This window comes from Kitasatospora sp. NPDC058032, assembly GCF_042885845.1.
Lineage (GTDB): Bacteria > Actinomycetota > Actinomycetes > Streptomycetales > Streptomycetaceae > Kitasatospora.
Window position 1 is genome coordinate 145,617 of sequence record NZ_JBHVRK010000009.1, and the last position, 24,355, is coordinate 169,971.

Below are 24,355 nucleotides of genomic sequence, written 5' to 3' on the forward strand. Positions count from 1 at the left end.
ACTCACCCAAACTGCCGGCTTCCCCGCGCTTAACCGTTAAACGGGGTACGGTTTGACACCCCCCGCCGGTCGCCCCCCTGGCGGCTGCCGGCGGGGCCCGACGGGGTCACAGGGTGCCGTGCACCGCCCGGCCGTCGAAGAGGGTGAGGTCGACCGGGAGGTCGGGCAGGTCGTGCGGGGAGGTGTCGGCGAGGCGTCCGCCGAGGACGCAGAGGTCGGCGACCTTGCCGGGTTCGAGGGTGCCCTTCCAGTGCTCGGCGAAGTCCTGGACGGCCGGGGCGGAGGTGTAGGCGCGCACCGCCTCGGGGAGGCCGACGCGCTCCTGCGCTCCGCTGGTGCGGCCGGTCGCCTTGGACTCGCGCAGCAGCATGGAGGCGATGCCCTGCCGCCAGTCCGGTTCGGTGATCGGCGCGTCGGAGCTGGCGCAGAGCCGCACGCCGGCGGTGAGGGCGGAGCGCACCGGCCACATCCGACCGGAGCGTTCGGTGCCGACGACCTCGTCCATCAGGTCGGAGATCGTCCATTTGATCGCCGGGTTCATGTTGACGCCGTAGCCGTGCTGGGCGAGCAGGGCGAGGCTGCGTTCGGTCGCGAAGTCGCCGTGGATGAGGTAGTGCCGGGCGTCGGAACGGGGGTGGGCGCGCTGGGCGGCGGCGAAGGCGTCGGCCACCGTGTCGATCGCCCGGTCGCCGGTGACATGGACACCGATCTGGTGGCCGGCGCTGTGCACGGCGGCGATCATCGCGGTGAGTTCGGCGGCCTGGAGCGCGGGCGCGGCTCCGTGCACGCACAGCGCGCCGTGGCCGCCGCCCTGGTAGGCGTCGTGCATCCAGGCGGTGCGGTTGGGCGGCACGCCGTCGGCGAAGAGCTTGACGCCGAGGACGGCGAGCCGGCGCGGGTCGATGCCGTCCAGCGGCAGTGCGGCCAGTTCGGCGAGCCCGGCCCGGACGTCCGGCAGGCCGCCGCCCATCGGGGAGGGCAGCAGCAACAGGCTGACCCGGGCGTGCAGTTCGCCGCCGCGGGCGAGGTCGAGGTAGCTGTGCAGGGCGCCGGTTCCCATCGCGCCGGCCATGATGCCCTCGCCGCCCGGTCCGAGGCCGGGTTCGGTGTAGCTGGTGGTGCCGAGGGCGTGCAGGGCGCTGATCGCGCCGGTGATGGCCGCGCGGCGGCGGTGCCCGTCGGCGCGCGGGATGTGGGCGTGGACGGCGCGCTGGGCGGCCTCGCGGAGGATGCCGGTGGGGTGGCCGGCCGGGTCGGCGTCGATGGTGCCGCCGGGCGGGGGCTGGGTGGCGGGGCCGATGCCGGCCGTGCGCAGGGCCGCCGTGTTGACCCAGGCCATGTGGTCGGAGAAGTCGGTCAGGCAGACCGGGTTGTCCGGGGCGGCGGCGTCCAGGTCGGCGCGGTCGGGCAGGGTCCGGCTGCCGTCGCGGCACTCGGCGAGGTAGCCGACGTCCCAGCCGCGGCCGACGATCCACTCCCCCGGCGCGGCGGCGCGGGCCGCCGCGGCGACGGCCGCCACGATGTCCGCGATCGAGCGGACGGCCGGGAAGTTGAGGTCGAGGGCGAGCGGCGGGCGGTTGAGGCCCCAGGCGTGGCCGTGCAGGTGCGAGTCGTTGATGCCGGGCAGGACGGTCCGGCCGCGCAGGTCCACCACCCGGGTGGCGGGCCCGGCGTGGCCGAGCACGGCGGCGGTGCTGCCGACGGCGGTGATGACGCCGTCGCGCACGGCCAGGGCCTGGGCCGTGCGGAAACCGGCGTCGACGGTGAGCACATCGCCGTCGACGAGCACGAGGTCGGCGGGGCGGGAGTCGGCGGGGCGCGTCGCGGCGGGCATGGAGTCGGCGGGAGGGTTCACGGGTGTCAGGGCCCCTCGGGGGAGACCACGCCGCGGTCCGCCCAGTACGGCTCGACCAGTTCGCGCACCCGCTCGGCGCCGACCCGCTCCAGCAGGGCCAGGGCGCCGACGTTGTCGGTCAGCTGCTGCATCCGGCTGGCGCCGAACAGCACGGTGGCGGTGGCGGGGTGGGTGAGCGCGAAGGCGACGCACAGCTGCGCGGGGGTCGCGCCGAGGTCGGCGGCGACGGCGGCCAGCCCGCCGGCGGCCTCGGTGATCCGGTCGCGGATGCCGCCCGGGTCACGGCCGATCTCGCGTGCGGGGCTGGTGCGCCCGGCCAGGATGCCGCCCTCCAGGATGTCCGAGGCCTGGAGCGAGAGGCCTTCGGCGAACAGCTCGGCGAAGGGCTCGCCGTCGGGGATGGCACGGCGGCAGGGGCTGTACTTGAGCTGGGCGAGCTGCGGGCCGGGCGAGCCGGCGGCGCGGGCGTGCTCGCCGATGGTGCGAACCGCCGTGGCGGACCAGTTGTTGACGCCCCAGCAGCCGATCAGGCCCTCCTTCTCCAGCTCGGCGAGTTCCTCGGCGATCGCGCGCAGGTCGAGGTCCTCGCGACGGATGTCGCCGAGCACGGCGAGGTCGGCGTGCTCGACGCCGGCCCGGAACAGGGCGTTGGCCAGCTGGTCGCGCAGCGAGAGCTGCGGGTAGGGCTCCAGCCAGAGCTTGGCGGAGAACAGGTAGTCCTCGCGGGCGAGGCCGCCGGCCCGCACGATGGCGGAGAACAGCACGTCGGTGAAGACCGGCGGGTGGCCGGGGATGCCGTAGACGGCCACGTCGAACAGGTTGATGCCGAGGTCCACGGCGTGGCGGACCATGGCGACGGCGTCGCCGAAGTCCATCCGGTCGTAGGTGTGCCAGGAGCCGAGGGACAGCGCGGACACCTCGGGTCCGGCGGTGCCGAGCCGGCGGCGGGGGACGACGGTCATGGTGGTCCTCACGGGGTCGGGGGATGACGGAGGGGGCGGGCGGTCGGGTGCTCGAAGGTGGCACCCGGCGCCCCGGGGCGGGACACAGGGACATGAGGGGACGCCCCGGGGCGCCGGGCGGATCGGGGGCGCCGGCGGCGGAGGGCCGCCGGCGCGGAGCGGGCCGGGGTCAGGGCAGCCAGGGGTGCACGACGGCCTTGGTCTGCTCCAGGCGGGCCATCGCCTCGATGGCACCGCTCGCACCGCTCAGCCCGACCGGGTCGCTGAACAGCGCGTCCCAGTCGAAGTGCGAGCGGAAGGCGGCCAGGAACTCCACGGCCCGGTGGTAGTCGCCGACGTCGCCGTTGAGCGAGCCGAGCACGGTCAGTTCCTTGCCCATGACGGTGCCCAGCGGCAGCTCCTGGAGGGCCGGGCCGGTGGTGCCGACGACCACGAACCGCCCGCCCCAGGCGGCCAGGTCCACCGCCTCGGCGCCGACGCCGGGCGCGCCCGCGAGGTCGATCACCAGGTCGGCGCCGCGCCCGCCGGTGGCGGCGAGCACCGCCTCGCGGCGGGCCTCGGGGCCGTCGGCCAGACCCAGCGTCAGGTCGGCGCCGAACTCGGCGGCGAGTTCCAGGCGGCTGTCCGGCGCACCGATGGTGATCACCGGACCGGCGCCGCCCGCCTTGGCGACGGCGGTGGCGACGATGCCGAGCGCGCCCGCGCCCTGGATCACCACCGAGGAGCCGGGGCGGGTGCCGCCGGCCCGGTCGAAGGCGTGCAGCACGGTCTTGACGGCGCAGCCGGCCGCGGCGGCCCAGGTCGACTCGACCTCGTCGGGCAGCAGGTACTTCTGCGCGTTCGGGACGACGTAGTTGTACTCGGCGAGCCCGGCGGTGGCGTAGGGGTGGCGGTCGGCGCGCTGGCGGAAGCCGTAGCCGCGGTCCTCGCAGGCCACCGGGGTGCGCAGCACGGTGCAGCCGTAGCAGTACCCGCAGGTGGACTCGGACCAGCCGATCCGGCGGCCCACCGCGACCGGGCGGCCGAGCGCGTCCACGGTGCCCTCCCCCACCGCGACCACGGTGCCGGCCATCTCGTGGCCGAGGACCAGCGGCAGCATCCCGGGCAGCGACATCGCCCCGCTCCACAGGTGGACGTCGGTGGCGCACAGCGTGGCGCAGTCGACGCGCACCAGGGCGGCGCCCGGTTCGATCCGCCGGGGCAACGGCAGTTCCTCGATCACCAGCGGCTCGCCGTGGGCGTGCAGCACCGCCGCCCTGGTGCTCGTCGGAATCGTCATGGTCCTCGTTCTCCTTCGGTTCCCTGGTCCACGGTCCGGGCGGGTGCCCGGGCCGGTCATCTGCTGTGGGCGGTGTCCCAGACCTCGTTGCGGCTGCGCCACCAGAGCAGCACCACGATGACCAGGAAGGGCACCACGCCCTGGTACTTCTGGATCGCCTCGACGGAGGCGGACAGGCCCTCCAGGCAGCCGAGGACGAGGCCGCCGAGCAGGGTCAGCGGCAGGCTGCGGAAGGCACCGAGCATGGCGACGGCCAGCGCGGTGTTGATGAGCTTGCCGAGGGTGGAGAAGTCCCCGCCCAGGCGCGGGGCGGCCAGCACCACGACCAGCGTGGTGACGGCGCCGATGGCGGCCCACACGGCGACGGCGAGCTTCGCCACCGGGATCCCGACCACCTCGGCGGTGGCGGGCTGCTCGGAGAGCGCCTGCAGGCGCAGGCCGAGCCGGGTGCGGCCGAGCAGCAGGCCGACACCGACGGTGATCAGCGCGGCGAAGGCGATGGTGACCAGCACGGACTGCGGGATCACCACCCCGCCGAGGGTGAGCACCGGCTTCTCGAAGGGGCTCGGGAAGGTGTGCGCGCCGGTGGTGGTGGAGCCGAACAGCCGCAGTCCGGCGGCCATCACGGCGACGTAGACGGCGACGGTGACGGCCGCCTTGGTGTTCTGCGAGTGGCCGGCGAACCAGCGCACCAGTACGGTGCCGAGCAGGGCGGACAGCGCCGCCCCGGCGAGCACCCCGGCGGGCAGGGCCAGCCAGAGGCTCACGCCCTCGTCGGTGAGGCTGACCATGACGAAGGCGCCGATCGCGCCGACGGCGGCCATCGCGAAGTTGACGGTGGCGACGAGCCGGTAGGTCAGGACGACGCACAGGCCGAGCAGGGCGTAGACGCCGCCACCGGTCAGGCCGGCGAGCGTGGAGTTGAGCATGGGACGCCTCCTGGGGTCCGGCAGGGGTCCTGCGGGGTCGGGGTCACTTCTTGCCGGGGACGACGAAGCCCTCGGGCAGGACCTTCCAGGCGCCGTCGACGGCCTGGACGAAGCGGCTGCCCTGGACGGCGTTGTGGCTGTCGCCCTCGCCGAACACCCAGGGGGTGCCGACCATCGGGTACTCGATCGGCTGCATGGTCTTGAAGGCCTTGGTGACGGACTCCCGGTCGATCGTCCCGGAGATGCCCTTGAGGACCTGCACGAAGAGGTCGGCGGCCATCACGCCGCCCTGGCTGAAGGCGGTCTTCTGGATCTTGTTCTTGTCGACCAGCTGGGACCAGCGCTCGTTGCCGGGCAGGGTGGTGTCGGTGTAGGGCTGCCACTCGGTGCCGGCGTAGACCTTGAGGCCGGCCGGAATGGCCTGGGCGTTGGCGTCGGTGTAGGTGTTGGCGCCGACGATGAAGTCGACGTCGTCCATGCCCTGGGTCTTCGCCTGCGCGAAGTAGGGGCCGACGATGCCGTTGTAGAGGACGGCCTGGCAGCCGGCGCCCTTGTCGGCGACCAGGTACTTGGTCGGGTCGCCCTCGGCGATGGCGAGTTCCTTGTGGGCGAGCTGCTTGCCGGTCAGCTCGGTCCACTTCTTGATCGCGTCCTCGATGCCGCCGCCGCTGCCGGGCAGCACGGTGTAGTCGAGGCAGACCTTGTCGTGCTTGAGCACCTCGGAGGCGTAGTAGAGGTTGGCGGTGAGCAGGTTGAACGGGCCGGGGTTGACCGGGGCGATGTTGGGGCTGGTGAAGCAGGCCGGGTCGACGCCGACGGCCGGGATGGAGACGATCTTCTCCTTGCTGTAGGCCGCGCGGTTGAGGCCGCAGTCGACGGCGCTGGAGGAGCCGACCAGGGCGACCACCTTCTTGGACTTGACCAGGTCGACGGCGGCCTCGGTGGCGCGCTGCGGGTTCATCGCGTCGTCCATGCTGACGAGTTCCAGCTTGCGGCCGTTGATGCCGCCGGCGGCGTTGACCTCGTCGAAGACGGCCTTGACGGCCTGGGGGACCTCGGGGGTCTGGAAGAGTCCGGTGATGCCGTTGATCGAGCCGACCTTGATCGGGCCGGACTCCGAACCGGAGCCGGAGCCGTCGCAGGCGGTGGCGCCGAGGGCCAGTGCGGTGGCGGCGGCGAGGGCGGCGAGCGGCCGGGCGTGCGTCATGGTGCACTCATTCCGTTCAGTGGGGGCGCGCCGGAACAGGGGGTACAACGCGGTCCCGCGCGAGGGTGGGTGTGGGGGGTGTGCGGGAGGCGGCGCCGTGCGGGGCCGGTCAGCCGACCGGGACGTCCGCGGTGCCGAGGTAGGCGGCCATCACGGTGGGGTCGGCGAGCACCTCGCCGGTCGGGCCGCCGGCGATGACGTGGCCGAAGTCCAGGACGGTGACCTCGGAGCAGGCGGCCTGGACGAGGTCCATGTCGTGCTCGACGAGCAGGACGGAGACGCCGTAGCGGGCGGGCACCTGGGCGAGCCGGCGGCCGAGGGCGAGCGATTCGGCGGCGGACTGGCCGGCGGCGGGCTCGTCGAGCAGCGCGACGGCGGGGCGGGCGGCGACGGCGGCGGCGACGTCCAGCAGGCGGCGGGCGCCGGCGTCGACCAGGGAGACCGGCAGGCGGCCGGGCGGGCAGCCGAAGAAGTCGAGCAGTTCGTCGGCCTCCTCGGTGGACAGGCTGCGGCCGGCGCCGATCGTGAGGTACTCGTACTGGGTGAGCTCCGGGGCGATGGTGGTGGTCTGGAAGGTGCGGCGCAGGCCGCGGGTGGCGCGGGCGCTGGGGCTGAGCCTGTCGAGCGGGGTGCCGGCGAGCGCCACGCTGCCCTGGTAGCCGCCGACGAAGCCGGTGACGGCGGCGATGAAGGTGGACTTGCCGGCGCCGTTGGGGCCGATCAGGCCGACCACGGCGCCCCGGGGGACGGTGAGGTCGACGCCGTCGAGCGCGGTCACCGGGCCGTAGCGGACGGTCAGTCCGCTGACGGTGAGGGCCGGCTCGCCGGTGGCGACGGTGGCGGGGGCGACGGGCGGTTCGGGCACGGCCGGGCGGTCGGCGGCGGTCGCCTCGTGCTCCTTCAGGAAGGCACGGGCGGCGCGCTCGCGCTTGCGGGAGCGGGTGAAGTCGGTCTGGCTGACGCCGCTGCGCAGCGCGAAGACGGCGCCGACGCCGAACAGCATGCCGCCGAGGTCCTGCGGCAGGTCCAGCTTCTCCAGGATCGTCGCCATCACCGCGCCGAAGATGCCGCCCATCACGGCGCCCTCGGGGTTGTGCGGGCCGATCATGATGGCGACCGCGAACAGCGCGAGCGACTGCATCATGGCGAAGTTGCCGGGGACGACCAGGCCCAGTTGGCCGGCCATCAGGCCGCCGCCGACGCCCGCGACGAAGGCGCTGATCGCGAACGCGGCGAGCTTGCTGCGGGCGACCGAGACGCCGTGCGCGGCGGCGGCCCGCTCGGAGTGCCGCAGTTCGGTCCAGGACATCCCGAGCCGGGTGCGGTTGAGCAGGGCGAGGCCCAGCGCGATCAGCGTGAAGACGATGACGACCAGGACGAAGTAGGCGCCGTCCTCCTCGAACAGGGCGGGCCGCTCCAGGGTCCTGAGCTCGGCCATGCCCGGCATCTGGTTGGCGTTCAGCACGATGTCGGCGGAGACCGCGAAGCCGAAGGTGACCACGGCCAGGTTGACGCCCCGGATGCGCAGCGCGGGCAGGCCGATCGCGACGCCGACCGGGACGGCGGCCAGGCCGCCGAGCACCAGCCAGACCAGGAAGCCGCCGGGGGCGTCGGCGACGTTGAGCCGCAGCACCACCCAGGCGCCGATCGAGGCGAAGGACATCTGGCACAGCGACATCACGCCGACCCGGCCGACGATCACGCCGTAGCTCTGCATGATCACGGCGCTGACCACGGCGGTGATCGCCAGGTAGACCCAGTAGGCCGGGAGCAGGGTCGGGACCAGGACGCAGGCGGCGACGGCGGCGCCGAGGCCGGTGAGCAGCGCCCGCCGGTCGCCGGCGAGTCTTTCGGTGAGGCTCATGCTCCCCCGCTCTCCGCCGGGCCGCTGCCCGGGCCGTGGTCCGCGACCGCCGCGCCGACGGGCTGCGGGGTCGCGCCGAAGTAGAAGTCGTGCAGCCGGTCGGCGTCGCCGCGCAGTTCGGCGCAGGGGCCGTCGTAGGCGAGCCGGCCCTTGCTGAGCACGTAGGCCCGCTCGCCGATCTCCAGCGCGAGGTGGGCGAACTGCTCGATGAGGAGCACCGCGATGCCGAGGTCGACCAGGTCGGCGACGGCCTTCATCAGCCGGTGGACGACCACCGGCGCGAGGCCGGAGGACATCTCGTCGATCAGGACCGTCTTCGGCCGGGAGACCAGGGCGCGGCCGAGGACGAGCATCTGCTGCTCGCCGCCGGAGAGGTGGCCGGCCTGCAGGCCGCGGCGCTTGTCCAGCTCGGGGAAGAGCCGGTACGCGGTGTCGAGGTCGGCGCCGTCCCGCTGGGCGACCAGCAGGTTCTGCTCGACCGTCAGGGTGCGGAAGACGCTGCGGGCCTGTTCGACGTAGGCGAGGCCGGCGGTGGCGCGGCGGTAGGTGGACAGCTTGTCCAGGGGCGTGCCGTCGAGGGTGACGGTGCCGGAGGTGCAGCGCACCAGGCCGGCGATGCCGTCCATCAGGGTGGTCTTGCCGGCGCCGTTGGCCCCGAGCAGGACGGTGACCGAGGCGGGGGCGACGTCCAGGCTGACCCCGTGCACGACGGGGGCCTCGGCGCGGCTGATGTGGACGTCGCGCAGGGCGAGCGCGGGTGTCATCGCTCGGCTCCGCAGGCGGCCCGGATGGCGTCGGCGACCAGGGCGTGGGCCCGGGGGGCGTCGGTGAGGTCGGTGGCGAGCAGGCCGAAGAAGCCGTGGATGAGGCCGTCGAACTGCACCAGCGAGGTTTCGACGCCGGCGGCGGCGAGCGCCCGGGCGTACTCCTCGCCCTCGTCGCGCAGCACGTCGTACTCGGCCTCCAGGACGAGCGCGCGGGGCAGTCCGGACAGGTCGCGGGCGCGCAGCGGGAGCAGGTAGGGGTCGGCGAGGTCGGTCTCGTCGCGCGGGTACTGGGTGAAGAACCAGTCCATGCTGTCCTTGGACAGGAAGTAGCCCTCGGAGTAGTCGCGGTAGGAGGCCCGGCCCTCGTCGGGGTGGGCGACCACCGGGGAGACCAGGACCTGGAGGGATATCCGGGGTCCGGCCTGGTCGCGGGCGCGCAGGCTGGTGACGGCGGCGAGGTTGCCGCCGGCGCTCTCGCCGCCGATGGCGAGGCGCTCGGGGTCGACGCCGATCGTGGCGGCGTTCTCGTGCAGCCAGCCGAGCACGGCGTAGCAGTCGTCGGCGGCGGCCGGGTAGCGGTGCTCGGGGGCGAGCCGGTAGTCGACGGACACGACCACGGCGCCGGCCGCGGCGCACACGGCCCGGCAGGAGTACTCGTTCTCGTCGAGGCAGCCGATGGTCCAGCCGCCGCCGTGCAGCCAGATGAAGGCGGGGAAGGGACCCTCGCCCTCGGGGGTGTAGATCCGTACGGGGATGTCGCCGGCCGGGCCGGGGACGGTGGTGTCGGTCACCGAACCGACGGCCGGCAGGGTCTCCGGCATGATCCAGGTGGTGCGGAACTGCTCGCGCATGGTCGCTGCATCGAGTTCGACGGGCTGGGCGGGCTGCTCCGCCGCACCGGCCCGGTCGATGATCAGCTGTGCCTCGGGGTGCAGGGGCATCGTTTACCTCCGATTGCCCGGGTGCCGCTGGGGGTTCGGCACTCGAAAATCGTATCTGATTCCATGTACGTTAAGCAGTCACAATCCACGGTGTCCAGAGCTGGGAGCAAGATGATGCGCAACGGATTCCAGGCCGGAATCACCACAGCTGACCTGGTCATGCAGGGTGGCCGCGTGCACACGATGGACGGCGCCCGCACGGTCGCCGAGGCGCTGGCGGTGCGCGGGGGCACCGTCGTCCGGGTCGGCACCGACGCCGAGGTGGCCCCGCTGATCGGGCCCGGCACCAGGGTGGTGGAGCTGCGCGGGCGCTCCCTGCTGCCCGGGATCAACGACTCGCACCTGCACGGCGCGTGGCTGGGCACGATGTGGCCGGACACGCTGATGGCGCAGCTGGCGGCGGCACCGGACGGCGGCTCCGGCGACCACGGGCACGGCCACGACCACGCGGGCGAGGGGCCGGCGCTGGCCGCGCTCGCCACCTCCGCCGAGCGGCGCCGGGCGATCCTGCGCACCGGCGAGCTGCTCTCCTCGCTCGGCATCACCAGCTACACCGAGCCCGGCCTCGGACCGGGTGAGGACGGCGGGCCGACCGGCTGCTTCTCCTCCGCCGTGCTGGCCGAGTACGCGGAGCTGGCCGCCGAGGGTCGACTGGGGGCGCGGGTCACCGCGCTGCTGCTGTTCGGCCTGCTGGACGGCGCGAGCAGCGCCGCCGACCTGCACCGCGGACTGACCGGGTTCGCCGCGCCCGCCGAGGTGCCCGGGTGGTTCCGGGTGGCCGGGGTGAAGATCTTCGCCGACGGCATCCCGCCGATGGGCAGCGCCTGGAGCGAGGAGCCGTACGCCGACGGCGGCCACGGCGCGCTGCTGGTGGACGGCGCGGACGCGGGCGAGCGGGAGGCGAACCTGCGCGCGATGATCCGGGCCGCGCACGCGGCCGGCCACCAGGTCGGGGTGCACGCCACCGGCAGCCGCACCACCCGGGTGGTCACCGAGGCCTTCGCCGAGGCCCGCGCGGCGGACGGCCGGGACGGGCGGCACTACCTCATCCACGGCGACGTGCTGCACCCGGCGACGCTCGCCGCGATGGCCGCCGCCGGGGTGGGTCTGAACACCCAGCCGGGCATCGCCGCCGCGACCGCCCCGATGCTCGCCGGGGCGCTCGGCGCGGACGCGCTGGCGCACGCCTGGCCGGTGCGCGACGCGCTGGCCGCGGGCGTGCCGCTCTGCCTCAGCTCGGACGCGCCGGTGCTCGCCCCGGACTGGCGGGCCGGCGCGGCCGCGGCCGCCACCCGGGCGGTGGAGGCCACCGGCCGCGACCAGCGGATCGCCCTGGCGGAGGCGCTGTACGCGTACACCGCGGCCCCGGCCCGGCAGGACGGCGCCGAGCACTGGAAGGGCACCCTGGAGGCCGGGATGGCGGCCGACCTGTGCCTGCTGGACGCGGACCTGCGGGAGCTCGCCCCGGCCGCGCTGCCCGAGGTGCCGGTGGCGATGACCGTGCTGGCCGGCCGGGTGGTGCACGAGCTCTGACCCGGCGGCCCGGGCCTCCCGCGCGGGAGGCCCGGGCCGGTCCGCGCTCAGCCCGTCGGCGCGTCGGTGCCCCAGGAGGCCCCGGGGTGGACGACGTCGCGGTCCAGCCAGAGGCCGGCGACCGCGGCGCGCAGCTCCTCCCCGTGGCGCTCCAGCAGCTCCAGCGCGCCGAGGTTGGCCTCGAACTGCTCCGGGCTGCTGGCGCCGAACAGCACGCTCGCGGCGGCCCGGTGGGTGAGGGTGAAGGCGAGGGCGAGCTGCGCGGGCGTGGCGTCGAAGCCCTCGGCGATGCGTTGCACCTCCGGGTAGGACTCCCGGATCCGCTCGCGGATGCCGCCCGGGTCGGCCCCGATCTTGCGCTGCGGGTGCAGCTTGCCGGCCAGGATGCCGCCCTCGAAGACGTCCGAGGCCTGGAGGCCGAGTCCGGCCTCGTCGAACAGCCGCCCGTAGGGCTCGCCCTCGGGCACCGAGCGGCGGGCCAGGCTGTACTTGAGCTGGGCGAAGGACGGCGCGACCAGCCCCTCGGCCCGCGCGAACCGGAAGGCCTCGGCCAGGTCGTCCGCCGACCAGTTGTTGACGCCCCAGGCGGTGAACCGCCCGGCCCGCACCTGCTCGGCGACATCGGTGACCACCGCCGGGACGTCCAGCGCGCCGAGGTAGTCGCCGACCACCACGAAGTCGGCGCGGTCGGTGCCGACCCGGGCCAGCGAGACCTCCAACTGCTCGGCGAAGGAGGCCTTCGGGTAGTCCCAGAGCCACAGCTTGCCGCAGAGCAGGTAGTCCGCGCGGGACAGGCCCGCGTTGCGCACGGCCTCGCCGAAGAGGATGTCGGTGACCGCGTTCTCCGCGTGCGGGCCGAAGTTGTAGTGGGCGACGTCGAACAGGTTCACCCCGCGCGCGACGGCGCGGGCGACCAGGTCGGCTGCCTCGTCGGTGGTCATCCGGTCCCAGGTGTTCCACGAGCCGAGGCCGAACACCGGCACCTCGGGGCCGTCCGCGCCGAGCCTGCGCCGGGGCACCGCCTGCGGGCCGCCGTCCGGGGACACGGTTTCCGAGAACTCCACGCCAACCTCCTGAGGATCCGAGTGGTCCGGCTCTGGCCGCCGGGAAGGCGATCGTATAGCATCCGGCATATTCTTTGACCGTCAAGGAGGACGCGATGTCCCTTCGCCCGGAATCCCCCCGTTCCGCGGACCCGGCCCCGATCGTCGAGGTGGCCGTCGGCTACATGGCCGCCAAGCAGCTCTTCGCCGCCGCCGACGCGAACCTGTTCGCCGCCCTGGCCGACGGCCCGCTGGACGTGCCGCAGATCGCCGAGCGCACCGGCCTGCCCGAGCGCACCAGCCGCATCCTGGCCGACGCGATGGCCGGCCTCGGCCTGCTGGAGCGCACCGACGGACGCTACGCCAACTCGGCCGGCACCGCCACGTACCTCACCGGCGCCGAGGGCCAGATCGACCTGCGGCCGTTCCTCACCTTCCTCGACGAGATCAGCTACGGCCACTGGCTGGGCTTCGGCGACACCAGCCGCACCGCCGAGCCCCAGCAGCTCGACTTCGGCGGCGAGCGGATGACCACCTTCCTCGGCGGCGTGATGACCTACAACGCGCTGCACGCCCGCCAGCTGGCCGAGCACTACGACTTCACCGCCCACGAGCGGGTGCTGGACCTCGGCGGCCTGTCCGGCTCCTTCCTGGCCGAGGCGCTCACCGCCGCCCCCGGCCTCAAGGGCACCTTCTTCTCGGCCGGCGAGCTGGTCGGCCACGCCCGCGACGTGCTGGCGGCGGCCGGGGTCGCCGACCGGGTGGACATCGTCGAGGGCGACGCGGTCGCCGGGGACGTCCCCGGCGGCTTCGACCTGGTGCTGCTGGAGCACGTGGCGCACCGCTTCGACGCCGAACAGAACCTCGCCATCGTCCGCCGGGCGCGCGCGGCGGCGGCCGAGGGGGCCAGGCTGGTCCTGCTGGACTTCTTCCTGGACTCCGACGACCAGCAGCGCGCCATCGACGCCCTGCACGCCGGCGAGTACCTGGTGATCGACGGCACCACCGTCTACCCGGAGGACGAGGTCCGCGGCTGGCTGCGCGAGGCCGGCTGGGAGCCCGTCGAGACCCGCGCGCTGCCCGGCAGCCCGCGCATCATCATCGCGGAGGCCCGATGAGCACCGAGGAGAGCACGGGCGCCGGGGGCCGGGTCGTCCTGGTCACCGGGGCGGCCAGCGGCATCGGCCGGGCGGTCGCCGAGGCCTTCGCGGCGGCCGGGGACCGGGTGGTGGTCGCCGACCTGAACCGGGCGGCGGCCGACGCCGTGGCCGGGGAGATCGGCGCCGCCGCGCTGGCCGTCACCATGGACGTCACCGACCGGGCAAGCGTGAGCGCCGCACTGGCCGAGGCCACCGAGCGGTTCGGCCCCGTCGAGGTACTGGTCAACAACGCGGGCCTGGCGGGCGGCGGCGGTGCGCTGATCGACCTGCCGGCCGAGGTCTTCGACCTGGTCGTCTCGGTGAACCTGCGCGGCACCTTCACGGTCACCCAGGTCGTCGGCCGGCAGATGGTGGACAGCGGCCGGGGCGGGGCGATCGTCAACATCAGCTCGATCGGCGCCCGCCAGCCCACCCCGGGGCTCGGCCACTACGAGGCCACCAAGGCCGCGGTGGACGCGCTCACCCGCACCGCCGCCCTGGAGCTGGCCGGGCACGGCATCCGGGTCAACGGGGTGGCCCCCGGGCCGGTGCACACGCCGATGACGGCGCCGCTGATGGACGACGCGGCGGCGCGCGGCGCCTGGGAGGCGCGGATCCCGCTCGGCCGGATCGCCGAGACCGGCGACCTGACGCCGCTGGTGCTGTTCCTCGCCTCGGCGCAGGCCCGGCACATCACCGGCGCGGTGGTGCAGGTGGACGGCGGCCAGCTGCTGGTCTGACCTCCGGGAACCCGGAAGGGGCGGGAGTCCTCGCGGACTCCCGCCCCTTCGGGCCGTACGGAAGGGCTCAGCCGGACGGCTTGGCCTGGTGCAGCGCGTCGGCGGTGGCCGCCTTGTGGGCGCAGGCCACCCGCTCGATCTCGGCCGCGTCGGCGCCCTGCTCGATCAGGTCGAGGATCTGCTCGTGTTCCACCACCGAGCGCCGGGCCCGGCCCGGCACATAGGTGAAGGTGGAGCGGCGCATGTGGTCCAGCCGGGCCCACTCCTCCTCCAGCAGGGCGCGCAGGTGCGCGTCCGGGCAGTGCTGGTAGATCGAGAAGTGGAAGGTGCGGTTGAGCGCGGTGAACGCGGCCGGGTCGAACTCGTCCAGCGCGGCCACCATCCGGGCGTTGATCTCCCGTGAGGCGGCGATCTGGTCCGGCGTCAGCAGCGGTGCGCAGACGGCCGTCGCGTACCCCTCCAGCCGGGCCAGGATCTGCAGCGAGTGCTCGACCTGGACGGCCTCGAAGACCGCCACCCGGGCGCCGATGTTGCGCACCACCTCGACCAGGCCGTCCGACTGCAGCCGGCGCAGCGCCTCGCGCAGCGGGATGGTGCTGACCCCGGTCTCCTGCGCGAGCTGGTTCATCACCAGGCGGTAGCCCGGGCCGTACGTGCCGTCGAGGATGCGCGAGCGGAGCAACTCGTAGCTCTGCTCGGCCTTCGACCCGCCACCGCTGGTTCGGTCCTTCGCGGAACCCAACGCCGTTCCCTCATCCTTCCTCAGCACGGCCTTCGCCCCCGTGGCGGACCGCCGGGCGGTCCGCGCGCCCCCGGCGGTCACCGGGCGAGGGCCTTCAGCACGACGCCGCGGAACTCCGCACCGGCCAGGGCCCCCAGGTGGTCGCCGGGAACGGTCACCAGCTCCGCCCCGTCAAGGGGAGCAACGATACTCTCGATGCCCCGCGTCATCACATCGTCCGCGCCGACGACCACCACCGGGGCGGTCCTTCCGGCCCAACGCCCGGGCGTGAAGGGGGTGTTGCGCAGGCCCTCGACGCAACGGGCGAGGGCGGCGGCGCGTTCGCCGCGGGAGCGGACCAGGCCGGCGATCATGCCGGTGAAGGGGTCGGCCGGCTCGCCGCCGTCGGCGACGGCCCGGTGCAGCGCCTCGACGTCCACGCCGGCGAACGGCTCGAAGGGGCTGAGCCCGCCGAGCACCACCCGGCCCACCCGCGCGGGCGCGGCGAGCGGGAACTCCCAGGCCAGCCGGGCTCCGAGGGAGTAGCCGACGAGGTCGAACGCTCCCACCCCGGCGGCGTCCAGGACCGCCAGCAGCCGGGCGGTCAGGGCGTCCGCGCCGGCCTCGGCGGCGTCGGCCGGGTCCGGCGAGGCGCCGTGGCCGGGCAGGTCCGGCACCAGCACGGTGCGGCCGGTGGCGGCGATCGCGGCGGCGGTGCCCGGCGCGATCCAGTCGGCCTCCCCGTCGGAGGCGAAGCCGTGCAGCAGGACGACGGGCGGCTCGCCTCCGGGGCCGCCCGTGTCGCCCTCCTCCGGCGTGATGATCCGCACCGCCAGGTCGTCGCTCCGGTTCATGAGCACTGCACCTCTCCCCTGTTTTCGCATACGATTTTTGATAGTACTGCACGCCCACCCACCCTGCCATCGCTTCGGCCGGGCCGGTCGCGCCCACGGATCATGTGCGAATTCACATCCGATCAACCATGGTCAGCGTCGATCACGTCCGCTATCGTGCATGATGCCGTATACGATTCTAGGAGGGCAATGTGGCACACCCCCTCGGACTGTCGCCGGGAAAGATCATCGCGGTGCACCTCAACTACCGCAGCCGCGCGGCCGAGCGCGGGCGGACCCCCGACGCCCCCTCCTACTTCCTGAAGCCCTCCTCCTCGCTCTCCTGGAGCGGACGGCCGGTCGCCCCCCCGGCCGGGTGCGAACTGCTCGCCTTCGAGGGCGAGATCGCGGTGGTCATCGGCAAGCGGGCGCACCGGGTCACCCGCGAACAGGCCCTGGAGCACGTGGCCGGCTACGCCGCCGCCAACGACTTCGGCGTCTACGACCTCAAGCACGCCGACCTGGGCGCCAATCTGCGGGCCAAGGGCCGCGACGGCTACACCCCCGTCGGCCCGGCGCTGCTGACCGGCGTCGACCCCACCCGGCTGCGGCTGCGCAGCTGGGTCAACGGCCGGCTCGTCCAGGACGCCTCCACCGAGGAACTCCTCTTCCCCGTCGACCTGTTGATCGCCGACCTGTCCCGCTCGACCACCCTGGAGCCGGGCGACGTGCTGCTGATCGGCACCCCGGCCGGTTCCACCGTGGTGCAGCCCGGCGACCTGGTCGAGGTCGAACTGGAGGACGGCGGCCGGCTGCGCAGCGAGGTGGTGGCCGAGGAGGACGGCGTCATCGAGTACGGCGCGCTGCCCCGGGTCACCGAGGCCGCCCGGCGGGCCGCCTACGGCTCCGTGCCGCCGCCCGGGCCCGCCGCCGAGCCCGACGCGCCCGCCCCCGCGGGGCTGGACGAACGGACCGCCGCCCTGCTGCGCACCGTCTCCACCGCCACCCTCTCCGCCCAGCTGCGCAAGCGCGGCATCGACCACCACTTCATCGAGGGCGTCCGCCCGGCCCGCCCCGACCTGCGGATGGTCGGCACCGCCCGCACCCTGCGCTACCTGCCGCTGCGCGAGGACGTCTTCGCCGAGATCGGCGGCGGGATGAACGCCCAGAAGCGCACCGTCGAGGAGTTGCTGCCCGGCGAGGTGCTGGTGATCGGCGCGCGCGGCGAGCACGGCTCCGGCACCCTCGGCGACATCCTGGCGCTGCGTGCGCTGCGCCGCGGCGCGGCCGGCGTGGTCACCGACGGCGGCCTGCGCGACAGCCCCTCCTTCGCCGGCCTCGACCTGCCCTCCTACTACGCCGGGCCGCACGCCGCCGTGCTCGGCCGCCGGCACGTCCCGATGGACTCCCAGGTGCCGGTGGACTGCGGCGGGGTGCTGGTGATGCCCGGCGACGTGCTGGTCGGCGACGCCGAGGGCGTCGTGGTGATCCCGCCCGCGCTGGCCGCCGAGGTCGCCCGGGACGCCGCCGCCCAGGAGGACGAGGAGCGCTTCGTGCTGCGGCAGGTGGACGGCGGCGCCGGCATCGACGGCCTCTACCCGATGAACGCGCACTGGCGCGCCCGCTACGAGCGCGAGCGCCAGGGCGACTGACCCTCCTCCCCCTCTCCCCCACTCCCCCCACGGAGACCCGATGAAGTTCCGAAGCGACCCGTCCGTGATCCGCGGCTCCCTCGCCCCCGTGGTCACCCCCTTCACCGACGGCGGCGCCGTCGACCACGACTCGCTGCGCGCCCTGGTGCGCTGGCAGCTCGACTCCGGCTCGCACGGCATCTCGCTGGGCGGCTCCACCGGCGAGCCGAGCGCGCAGAGCGTCGCCGAGCGGATCGCCGCGATGCGCACCGCCGCCGAGGAGATCGCCGACCGGGTGCCGTTCCTGCCCGGCACCGGCTCCGCCAAGCTCGACGAGACCCTCGAACTCACCGCCGCCGCGGCCGAACTCGGCGCCGACGCCGCCCTGGTGATCACCCCCTACTACGCCCGGCCCACCCAGGAGGCGCTCTACCAGTGGTACGCCACGGTGGCCCGGGAGTTCCCCGACCTGCCGCTGGTCGTCTACAACGTGCCCTCGCGCACCGCCGTGGACATCGCGCCGGAGACCGTGCGCCGGCTGTTCACCGACTTCGACAACATCGTCGGCGTCAAGGAGACCACCAAGGACTTCGAGCACTTCTCCCGGGTGATCCACGCCTGCGGCCCCGAGCTGCTCGTCTGGTCCGGCATCGAACTGCTCTGCCTGCCGCTGATGGCCCTCGGCGGGGCCGGATTCATCAGCGCCGTCGCCAATCTGGCGCCCGCCGCCGTGGCCCGGATGTACGAGCTGTGGGAGCAGGGCGACCACGCCGGCGCCCGTGAACTGCACTACCGGCTCCACCCGCTGGTCGACCTGCTGTTCGTGGAGACCAACCCGGCCCCCGCCAAGTGGGTGCTGGCCCAGCAGGGCCGGATCGCCTCCGGCCACGTCCGACCGCCGCTCACCGCGCCGACCGACGCCGGCCTGGAGCGGATCCGCGCGCTGCTCGCCGCCGGCGGCGCCCTCACCCAGCAGCTGTGACCGCGGGCTCCACGGCCCCGCCCACCACGAGAGCAGGAGACGAGATGACCACCACCACCGAGGCCGCCCCGCAGGCCGCCGCCGACCCGGCCCGGCCCGCCGGGCTGCCCGGCGAGATCACGCACTGGATCGGCGGCGCCCTGGTGCCGTCCGCCGACGGCCGGGTGCTCGACGTCGCCGACCCGGTCTCCAACACCGCCTACGCCACCCTCGCGGCGGGCGGCGCGGCCGACGTCGACCGCGCGGTGGCCGCCGCCCGGGCCGCCTTCCCGGCCTGGTCGGCGCTGGGCAACCGGGAGCGGGCCACCGTGCTCAACCGGATCGCCGACGCCGTCGAGGCCCGCGAGGAGGAGCTGGCCGCGTTCGAGTCCTTCGACACCGGGCTGCCGATCACCCAGGCCCGCGGCCAGGCCCGGCGCGCCGCCGAGAACTTCCGCTACTTCGCCGACGTGATCGTGGCCCTCGGCGAGGAGGCGTTCCGGGTCGGCACCCAGCAGCTCAACTACGTGGTGCGCACCCCCGTCGGCGTGGCCGGGCTGATCACCCCGTGGAACACCCCGTTCATGCTGGAGAGCTGGAAGCTGGCGCCGGCCATCGCCTCCGGCTGCACCCTGGTGCTCAAGCCCGCCGAGTGGACGCCGCTGTCGGCGAGCCTGTGGCCGGCCATCCTGGCCGAGGCGGGCCTGCCGGCCGGTGTGGTCAACATCGTGCACGGCCTGGGCACCGAGGCCGGGCAGGCGCTGGTGGACCACCCGGAGGTGCCGATCCTCTCCTTCACCGGCTCCACCGCCACCGGGCGGCACATCGTGCGCTGCTCGGCGGACCGGCTGAAGACGGTCTCCATGGAGCTGGGCGGCAAGTCCCCGGTGGTGGTCTTCGCGGACGCCGACGTGGAGGCGGCCCTGGACTCGGTGGTGTTCGGCGTGTTCTCGCTCAACGGCGAGCGCTGCACGGCCGGCTCCCGGGTGCTGGTCGAGCGCCCGCTGTACGAGGAGTTCACCCGACGGCTGGCCGAGCGCGCCGAGCGGGTCCGGGTCGGCGTGCCCGGTGACCCGGCGACCGAGGTCGGTGCCCTCGTCCACCCCGTGCACTACCGCCGGGTGCTGGACTACGTCGAGGCCGGGAAGTCCGAGGCGCGTCTGGTGGCCGGCGGCGACCGTCCCGCGCACCTGCCGGAGGGCAACTACCTCCAGCCGACCGTCTTCGCTGACGTTCCGCGCGACGCCCGGATCTTCCAGGAGGAGATCTTCGGCCCGGTGGTGGCGGTCGCGCCGTTCGACGACGAGCAGGAGGCCATTGACCTGGCCAATGCCACCGCATACGGTCTGGCCGCATACGTGTGGACGTCCGACCTCAAGCGGGGTCACCGGGTCGCCCACGCGGTGGAGTCCGGCATGGTCTGGATCAACTCGCACAACGTCCGCGACCTGCGCACGCCGTTCGGCGGGGTGAAGGCCAGCGGCCTCGGCCGCGAGGGCGGTGCCCACAGCATCGACTTCTACACCGAGTCCAAGATCGTCCACGTGATGCTCGGGGACGTCCACACACCGCGCTTCGGCGCCGACGAGCAGCACTGAACCCGCCCATGGGAGTCACGCAGATGGAGGTCACGCCCATGCCCACCCCGCCGGACGTCGTACGGTCCGCCTACGCCCAGCTGGTCGTCACCGACCTGCCCCGGGCCCGCTGGTTCTGGGTCGACATGCTGGGCTTCCACGTCCAGTACGAGGACGAGCGCGCGCTGTACCTGCGCGGCACCGACGAGCTGACCCACCACAGCCTGGTGCTGCGGGTGGGCGAGGCGCCCGCGCTGGACCACATCGCCTACCGGGTGCGCACGCCCGAGGACGTGGACCGCGCCGAGGAGTACTTCACCGCGCTCGGCTGCCCGGTGCGCCGGGTGCCGGCCGGCACCGGCACGCGCGGCGTCGGCGACGCGGTGCGGGTGGTGGACCCGCTCGGCTTCCCGGTCGAGTTCTTCCACGCGATCGACCGGGCCGAGCGCCTCATCCAGCGCTACGACCTGCGGCGCGGCGCCGAGGTGGCGCGGATGGACCACTTCAACATCGTGGTGCCGGACATCCCGGCCGCCTACGAGCACTACCGCGCACTGGGCTTCGGCTGCTCGGAGACCATCGAGGGCGACGAGCACGAGCTGTACGCGGCCTGGATGTTCCGCAAGCAGACCGTGCACGACGTGGCGTTCACCAGCGGCGCCGGCCCGCGGATGCACCACGTCGGGGTGTTCGCCCCCGAGGCGCACCAGGTGCTGCGCACCGCCGACATCTTCGGTTCGCTGCGGGCCGAGCACCACATCGAGCGCGGTCCGGGGCGGCACGGCGTGTCCAACGCCTTCTACCTCTACCTTCGCGACCCGGACGGGCACCGGGTGGAGATCTACACCTCCGACTACTACACCGGTGACCCGGACCACGAGACCTATCGCTGGAACGTGCACGACGACCGGCGGCGGGACTTCTGGGGCAACGCCGTGATCGAGTCCTGGTACAAGGAGGCCACGCCGGTGCTGGACCTCGACGGCCGGCCGCAGCCGGTGGTCTCCGGGGCGCTGGACGAGTCGGCCGTGCAGGTCGGCGCGGACGGCCTCGGCATCATCCCGGCACAGGCCGCCGAGCACTGATCCTCCGTCCGCACCGTTCCACCGCCGCCCCGGGCCCGCCGGCCCGGGGCGGCGCCGTCGTCCCCGGTCGCGGGCAACGGGAAGGCCCCGCCGCCCGGGATCGGGCGGCGGGGCCGGCGGGCGGGTGCTCAGAGGTGGTAGCCGTACTCGCGGAACTCCCAGTCGGTGACGTGGCGGGCGAAGCGCTCCAGCTCGGCGCGCTTGAAGGCGAGGAAGGCCGTGGTGAAGCCCTTGCCCAGCGCCTCGCAGAGCGCCGTGTCCGCCTCCAGCGCGTCCAGCGCCGCGCCCAGCGAGCCGGGCAGCACCGGCGCCTTGGCGGCGTCGTAGCCGTAGCCCTCCAGCGGCGCGGGCGGCTCCACCGCCTCCTCGACGCCGAGCGCGAGGGCGGCGGCCAGACCGGCCACGGCCAGGTAGGGGTTGGCGCCGGCGTCGCCGAGACGCACCTCCAGGCGGGTCGCGTCGCCGCGCTCCGGGGGGATGCGCACCATCGCGCTGCGGTTGTCCAGTCCCCAGTCGATCAGCCAAGGCGCCAGGGTGTCCGGCCCGAACCGCTTGTAGGAGTTCACCGTGGGGTTGAGCAGCGCGGCCAGCGCCGGGGCGTGCCGCAGGACGCCGCCGATGGCGTGCCGGGCGGTGGCGGACAGGCCGTCGGGCGCGCCGGCGTCGGCGAAGACGTTGCGCCCCTCGCCGTCCAGGCAGGAGACGTGCAGGTGGAAGCCGGAGCCTCCCTCGGCGTTGAACGGCTTGGCCATGAAGGTGGCCAGCCGGCCCTCGGTGCGGGCGATCTCCTTGACCGCGGCCTTGAAGCGGAAGGCCCGGTCGGCGGCGTCGAGGGCCTCGGAGTGGGTGAGGTTGATCTCGAACTGGCCGCCGGAGAACTCGTGGTTGCCCATGGTGGTGCCGATGCCGAGCGCGGCGAGCAGGCGCAGGGTGCGCAGCAGGTGCCCGTCCGGGTCGCCGCGTCGGCCGGCCACGTAGACGTTGCCGGGCGCGCCCGCGTACGGGCGCCAGCCGCTGGGCGCGGCCGGGTCGGGCTCGCAGAGGAAGTACTCCAGCTCCGGTCCGACGACGGCCGTCAGGCCGAGTCCGGCGAGGCGCTCGGTGACGGCGTGCAGGACCTCGCGGGGGGACTCGGGGCACGGGCGGCCGGTGCTCGGGTCGGTGGTGCGGCCCAGGCACCAGGCGACGCCGGGCTCCCAGGGGAGTTCGACGAGCGTGGCGAGGTCGGGGTGGACGGTGATGTCGGGCAGGCCGGCGTCGAGGCCGCCCTCGACCGGGACGACCTCGCCGAGCGGTCCGGTGTGGTAGATCGCGCGGCAGAAGGTGAGGCCGTGGCGGACGGCGGCGGGCAGGGCGTCGACCAGGACGTCGCGGCCCCGGTCGGTGCCCATGAGGTCCGGATAGCTGACCCGGACGACGTCGATGCCGCGGGCCCTCAGCGCGGCGGCGACCGCCTCGGGGTCCTGTGCGGCGGGGGCTTCGGGGGTGGCGACCTGGTCGGTCACAACGGGCCTCCTCGTGAGGCGGGCGTGGGGGTGGGGAGTTCACCGTGGTCCGGGCGGGCGAACGGTCAGCTCCGGCCCGGGACTCTCGTTTGGGATCAAACAGTAGGCCCGACCGGCATCGCCGGACAAGCCCCCCGGGCCGATCCGCGCGATCCGGCCGGACGGGGTGACAGTCCGCCCGCCAGGGCATATCGTATGGCCCCAAACGAGAGACCGTGCGGCGCCGCTCCGAACCGCCGCCCGCCGCTCTCCCCGGCCCCCGCGATCCAGGAGGTGCCGTGGCCACCGTGCACGGCTTCTTTCACCCCAGGACGGCCACCGGCCGCTCCTCGCTCGTCCCCGCCCCGCCCTGGCACTACTCGGGCGACCTGCTGACGGTCGAGTACCGCACCGACCCCGCCCGGGTCGCCGAACTGCTGCCCGCCCCGCTGGAACCCGCCGAGGAGGACCCCGGCGCCGTCGCGCTGATCTGGGCCGACTGGCAGTCCTGCGCCGCCGACGGCGCCGAGCTGCTGGACCCGGTCCGCGCCCAGTACAAGGAGTGCTTCGCCGTGGTGCGCTGCTCCTACCGGGGCCGCACCTACTCGCGCTGCGTCTACATCTGGGTGGACAAGGACTTCGCCATCGCCCGCGGCCTGCACCAGGGCTACCCGAAGAAGCTCGGCTCGATCCACCAGACCCGCCCGCACCCCTACGGCCCGGCGCCCCGGCTCGCCCCCGGCGCCCGGTTCGGCGCCACCCTGGCGGCGGCCGACCGCCGGCTCGCCCAGGCGGTGGTGACGCTGCGGGAGGAGTCCGCGACCAACGGCTTCGTCAACGGGCACCCGATGGCCCACCACCGGCAGCTGCCCGCCATCGACCGGCCGGGCACGCTCGCCCTGGACGAGCTGGTGGAGAGCGGCGCCGCCGCCTTCGAGGCCGGGCCGGCCTGGCGCGGCACGGCCGAGCTGGAGCTGTTCGAGGCGCCCACCGAGGAGCTGGCCGCGCTGCGGATCGAGGAGCCGATCGCCGCCTACTACCGGCAGGTCGGGGTGGTCTGGAACGGCGGGCGGGTGCTGGCGTCACCCGCCGGAGGCTGAGCCCCCGTGCGGGCCCGGCGCGGGCCCGCACGCAGGCGTCGAGGAATCGTACGGGTGCAAATGGAGTACCCGGCGCGCTAGATTCGGCCCCACGACACGACCGCGGTCCGGCCGCGGGGAGGGGACCACCGGTGACCAACCGCACCATCGAGGAGACCGAGCTCGCCGTCCAGGCCAAGCTGGGGCAGGTACCGCTGCTGCGCGCGCAGATGGCCGCCGTCGGCAACATCCACCGCGCGGCGGCGGCCGTCCGCCAGCACCTGGAGAACTCCGTCCTGCGCGGCGCCCAGCTGACCTGGACGTCCTTCGTGGTGCTCTGGGTGGTCTGGATCTGGGGCGAGATGGAGACCCGCTACGTCGCCGAGGAGGCGGGCATCTCCAAGGGCACGCTCACCGGCGTCGCCCGGACCCTCGAATCGCGCGGACTGGTCGAGCGGGTCGGCCACCCCTCGGACGGCCGGATGGTGCTGCTGCGGCTCACCCCGGCCGGCGAGGAGCTGATGGCCGGGCTGTTCCCGCGCTTCAACCAGGAGGAGGCCTTCGTGGCCGGCGCGCTCTCCGACGAGGAGTGCGAGCAGCTGGCGGGCCTGCTGCGGCGGGTCGTCGGCACCCTGGAGCAGGACGGCGAGGCCCGCCGCGCCGAGCTGACCGCCGACGCTCCCCCGCCGCCGCGCCCCGGCGGGCGCCGCCGGCGCGACGCCTGA

General features: G+C 74.4%; 21 protein-coding genes. 9 read left to right on the forward strand and 12 right to left on the reverse strand.

Annotation, left to right across the window (positions count from 1 at the left end; all coding sequences use genetic code 11):
• Positions 1-106 precede the first annotated feature (106 nt).
• The 8 genes from ACFVUH_RS17225 to ACFVUH_RS17260 form a co-directional block, all read right to left on the reverse strand.
• A complete protein-coding gene (locus ACFVUH_RS17225; RefSeq protein ID WP_387914044.1) occupies positions 107-1,834 on the reverse strand; it encodes an amidohydrolase in 1,728 nt (575 codons plus the stop codon).
• Between the two features lie 26 nt (positions 1,835-1,860).
• Positions 1,861-2,817 (reverse strand): aldo/keto reductase, encoded by a 957-nt coding sequence (locus ACFVUH_RS17230; protein WP_387914045.1) that lies wholly within the window; start codon positions 2,815-2,817, stop codon positions 1,861-1,863.
• Between the two features lie 169 nt (positions 2,818-2,986).
• A complete protein-coding gene (locus ACFVUH_RS17235) occupies positions 2,987-4,096 on the reverse strand; it encodes a zinc-binding dehydrogenase (protein ID WP_387914047.1) in 1,110 nt (369 codons plus the stop codon).
• A gap of 56 nt (positions 4,097-4,152) precedes the next feature.
• Entirely contained in the window at positions 4,153-5,025 is an 873-nt protein-coding gene (locus ACFVUH_RS17240) for a branched-chain amino acid ABC transporter permease (protein WP_355363347.1), read from the reverse strand.
• A gap of 43 nt (positions 5,026-5,068) precedes the next feature.
• A complete protein-coding gene (locus tag ACFVUH_RS17245) occupies positions 5,069-6,232 on the reverse strand; it encodes an ABC transporter substrate-binding protein (protein WP_355363345.1) in 1,164 nt (387 codons plus the stop codon).
• Between the two features lie 109 nt (positions 6,233-6,341).
• Positions 6,342-8,096 (reverse strand): ATP-binding cassette domain-containing protein, encoded by a 1,755-nt coding sequence (locus tag ACFVUH_RS17250; protein ID WP_355363343.1) that lies wholly within the window; start codon positions 8,094-8,096, stop codon positions 6,342-6,344.
• On the reverse strand, positions 8,093-8,860 hold the full coding sequence (locus ACFVUH_RS17255; protein ID WP_355363341.1) for an ABC transporter ATP-binding protein: 768 nt from the start codon (positions 8,858-8,860) through the stop codon (positions 8,093-8,095). The genes ACFVUH_RS17250 and ACFVUH_RS17255 overlap by 4 nt, the downstream gene beginning before the upstream one ends.
• The gene (locus tag ACFVUH_RS17260; protein WP_387914048.1) at positions 8,857-9,804 is read right to left on the reverse strand and encodes an alpha/beta hydrolase; all 948 of its coding nucleotides are present in this window, start codon (positions 9,802-9,804) and stop codon (positions 8,857-8,859) included. Before ACFVUH_RS17260 ends, ACFVUH_RS17255 begins: the two co-directional genes overlap by 4 nt.
• A 111-nt stretch (positions 9,805-9,915) precedes the next feature.
• Between ACFVUH_RS17260 and ACFVUH_RS17265 the strand changes: the two genes are divergently transcribed.
• Positions 9,916-11,337 carry an amidohydrolase gene (locus ACFVUH_RS17265; RefSeq protein ID WP_387914049.1) on the forward strand — a complete coding sequence of 474 codons (1,422 nt, stop codon included), beginning with the start codon at positions 9,916-9,918 and terminating at the stop codon, positions 11,335-11,337.
• A gap of 47 nt (positions 11,338-11,384) precedes the next feature.
• Here the strand turns inward: ACFVUH_RS17265 and ACFVUH_RS17270 are convergent, their stop codons facing one another.
• Positions 11,385-12,401, reverse strand: a complete 1,017-nt coding sequence (locus tag ACFVUH_RS17270; protein ID WP_387914050.1) for an aldo/keto reductase — start codon at positions 12,399-12,401, stop codon at positions 11,385-11,387.
• A gap of 95 nt (positions 12,402-12,496) precedes the next feature.
• On the opposite strand from ACFVUH_RS17270, the gene ACFVUH_RS17275 reads away from it, so the two are divergent.
• Positions 12,497-13,498: a methyltransferase gene (locus ACFVUH_RS17275; protein ID WP_355363335.1), complete on the forward strand. Its 1,002-nt coding sequence runs from the start codon at positions 12,497-12,499 to the stop codon at positions 13,496-13,498.
• On the forward strand, positions 13,495-14,259 hold the full coding sequence (locus ACFVUH_RS17280) for an SDR family NAD(P)-dependent oxidoreductase (RefSeq protein WP_387914052.1): 765 nt from the start codon (positions 13,495-13,497) through the stop codon (positions 14,257-14,259). Before ACFVUH_RS17275 ends, ACFVUH_RS17280 begins: the two co-directional genes overlap by 4 nt.
• Positions 14,260-14,326: 67 nt before the next feature.
• Here ACFVUH_RS17280 and ACFVUH_RS17285 read toward each other — a convergent pair whose 3' ends face one another.
• Together ACFVUH_RS17285 and ACFVUH_RS17290 are read right to left on the reverse strand one after the other, a co-directional pair.
• Complete coding sequence (locus ACFVUH_RS17285) at positions 14,327-15,001, reverse strand: GntR family transcriptional regulator (protein WP_387914054.1); 675 nt, start codon at positions 14,999-15,001, stop codon at positions 14,327-14,329.
• 77 nt (positions 15,002-15,078) lie between these two features.
• Positions 15,079-15,834 (reverse strand): alpha/beta fold hydrolase, encoded by a 756-nt coding sequence (locus ACFVUH_RS17290; RefSeq protein WP_387914055.1) that lies wholly within the window; start codon positions 15,832-15,834, stop codon positions 15,079-15,081.
• Positions 15,835-16,025: 191 nt separating this feature from the next.
• Between ACFVUH_RS17290 and ACFVUH_RS17295 the strand changes: the two genes are divergently transcribed.
• Genes ACFVUH_RS17295 through hpaD form a run of 4 tightly spaced genes read left to right on the forward strand, consistent with a single transcriptional unit; the run spans position 16,026 to position 21,067 of the window.
• On the forward strand, positions 16,026-17,465 hold the full coding sequence (locus ACFVUH_RS17295) for a fumarylacetoacetate hydrolase family protein (protein ID WP_387914056.1): 1,440 nt from the start codon (positions 16,026-16,028) through the stop codon (positions 17,463-17,465).
• A 40-nt stretch (positions 17,466-17,505) separates the two neighbouring features.
• Positions 17,506-18,426 (forward strand): 4-hydroxy-tetrahydrodipicolinate synthase, encoded by a 921-nt coding sequence (gene dapA, locus ACFVUH_RS17300; protein ID WP_387914058.1) that lies wholly within the window; start codon positions 17,506-17,508, stop codon positions 18,424-18,426.
• A gap of 44 nt (positions 18,427-18,470) precedes the next feature.
• Positions 18,471-20,003: a 5-carboxymethyl-2-hydroxymuconate semialdehyde dehydrogenase gene (gene hpaE / locus ACFVUH_RS17305; protein ID WP_387914060.1), complete on the forward strand. Its 1,533-nt coding sequence runs from the start codon at positions 18,471-18,473 to the stop codon at positions 20,001-20,003.
• A 23-nt stretch (positions 20,004-20,026) separates the two neighbouring features.
• Positions 20,027-21,067, forward strand: a complete 1,041-nt coding sequence (gene hpaD, locus ACFVUH_RS17310; protein ID WP_387914061.1) for a 3,4-dihydroxyphenylacetate 2,3-dioxygenase — start codon at positions 20,027-20,029, stop codon at positions 21,065-21,067.
• A gap of 128 nt (positions 21,068-21,195) precedes the next feature.
• On the opposite strand, the gene ACFVUH_RS17315 is transcribed toward hpaD, so the two are convergent.
• Complete coding sequence (locus ACFVUH_RS17315; protein WP_387914188.1) at positions 21,196-22,458, reverse strand: glutamine synthetase family protein; 1,263 nt, start codon at positions 22,456-22,458, stop codon at positions 21,196-21,198.
• A 392-nt stretch (positions 22,459-22,850) separates the two neighbouring features.
• On the opposite strand from ACFVUH_RS17315, the gene ACFVUH_RS17320 reads away from it, so the two are divergent.
• Positions 22,851-23,651, forward strand: coding sequence for an acetoacetate decarboxylase family protein (locus ACFVUH_RS17320; protein WP_387914063.1), 801 nt, complete (start codon positions 22,851-22,853; stop codon positions 23,649-23,651).
• Between the two features lie 131 nt (positions 23,652-23,782).
• Complete coding sequence (locus ACFVUH_RS17325; protein WP_387914065.1) at positions 23,783-24,355, forward strand: MarR family winged helix-turn-helix transcriptional regulator; 573 nt, start codon at positions 23,783-23,785, stop codon at positions 24,353-24,355.

Excerpts from the sequence above, each read along its gene's own strand:
- hpaE (WP_387914060.1), top strand. The coding sequence starts at position 18,471 with ATGACCACCACCACCGAGGCCGCCCCGCAGGCCGCCGCCGACCCGGCC.
- ACFVUH_RS17240 (WP_355363347.1), bottom strand. The coding sequence starts at position 5,025 with ATGCTCAACTCCACGCTCGCCGGCCTGACCGGTGGCGGCGTCTACGCC.
- dapA (WP_387914058.1), top strand. The coding sequence starts at position 17,506 with ATGAAGTTCCGAAGCGACCCGTCCGTGATCCGCGGCTCCCTCGCCCCC.
- ACFVUH_RS17255 (WP_355363341.1), bottom strand. The coding sequence starts at position 8,860 with ATGACACCCGCGCTCGCCCTGCGCGACGTCCACATCAGCCGCGCCGAG.
- ACFVUH_RS17315 (WP_387914188.1), bottom strand. The coding sequence starts at position 22,458 with ATGGGCACCGACCGGGGCCGCGACGTCCTGGTCGACGCCCTGCCCGCC.
- ACFVUH_RS17235 (WP_387914047.1), bottom strand. The coding sequence starts at position 4,096 with ATGACGATTCCGACGAGCACCAGGGCGGCGGTGCTGCACGCCCACGGC.
- ACFVUH_RS17290 (WP_387914055.1), bottom strand. The coding sequence starts at position 15,834 with ATGAACCGGAGCGACGACCTGGCGGTGCGGATCATCACGCCGGAGGAG.
- ACFVUH_RS17265 (WP_387914049.1), top strand. The coding sequence starts at position 9,916 with ATGATGCGCAACGGATTCCAGGCCGGAATCACCACAGCTGACCTGGTC.
- ACFVUH_RS17230 (WP_387914045.1), bottom strand. The coding sequence starts at position 2,817 with ATGACCGTCGTCCCCCGCCGCCGGCTCGGCACCGCCGGACCCGAGGTG.
- ACFVUH_RS17245 (WP_355363345.1), bottom strand. The coding sequence starts at position 6,232 with ATGACGCACGCCCGGCCGCTCGCCGCCCTCGCCGCCGCCACCGCACTG.
- ACFVUH_RS17225 (WP_387914044.1), bottom strand. The coding sequence starts at position 1,834 with ATGCCCGCCGCGACGCGCCCCGCCGACTCCCGCCCCGCCGACCTCGTG.
- hpaD (WP_387914061.1), top strand. The coding sequence starts at position 20,027 with ATGGAGGTCACGCCCATGCCCACCCCGCCGGACGTCGTACGGTCCGCC.
- ACFVUH_RS17250 (WP_355363343.1), bottom strand. The coding sequence starts at position 8,096 with ATGAGCCTCACCGAAAGACTCGCCGGCGACCGGCGGGCGCTGCTCACC.
- ACFVUH_RS17275 (WP_355363335.1), top strand. The coding sequence starts at position 12,497 with ATGTCCCTTCGCCCGGAATCCCCCCGTTCCGCGGACCCGGCCCCGATC.
- ACFVUH_RS17260 (WP_387914048.1), bottom strand. The coding sequence starts at position 9,804 with ATGCCCCTGCACCCCGAGGCACAGCTGATCATCGACCGGGCCGGTGCG.
- ACFVUH_RS17280 (WP_387914052.1), top strand. The coding sequence starts at position 13,495 with ATGAGCACCGAGGAGAGCACGGGCGCCGGGGGCCGGGTCGTCCTGGTC.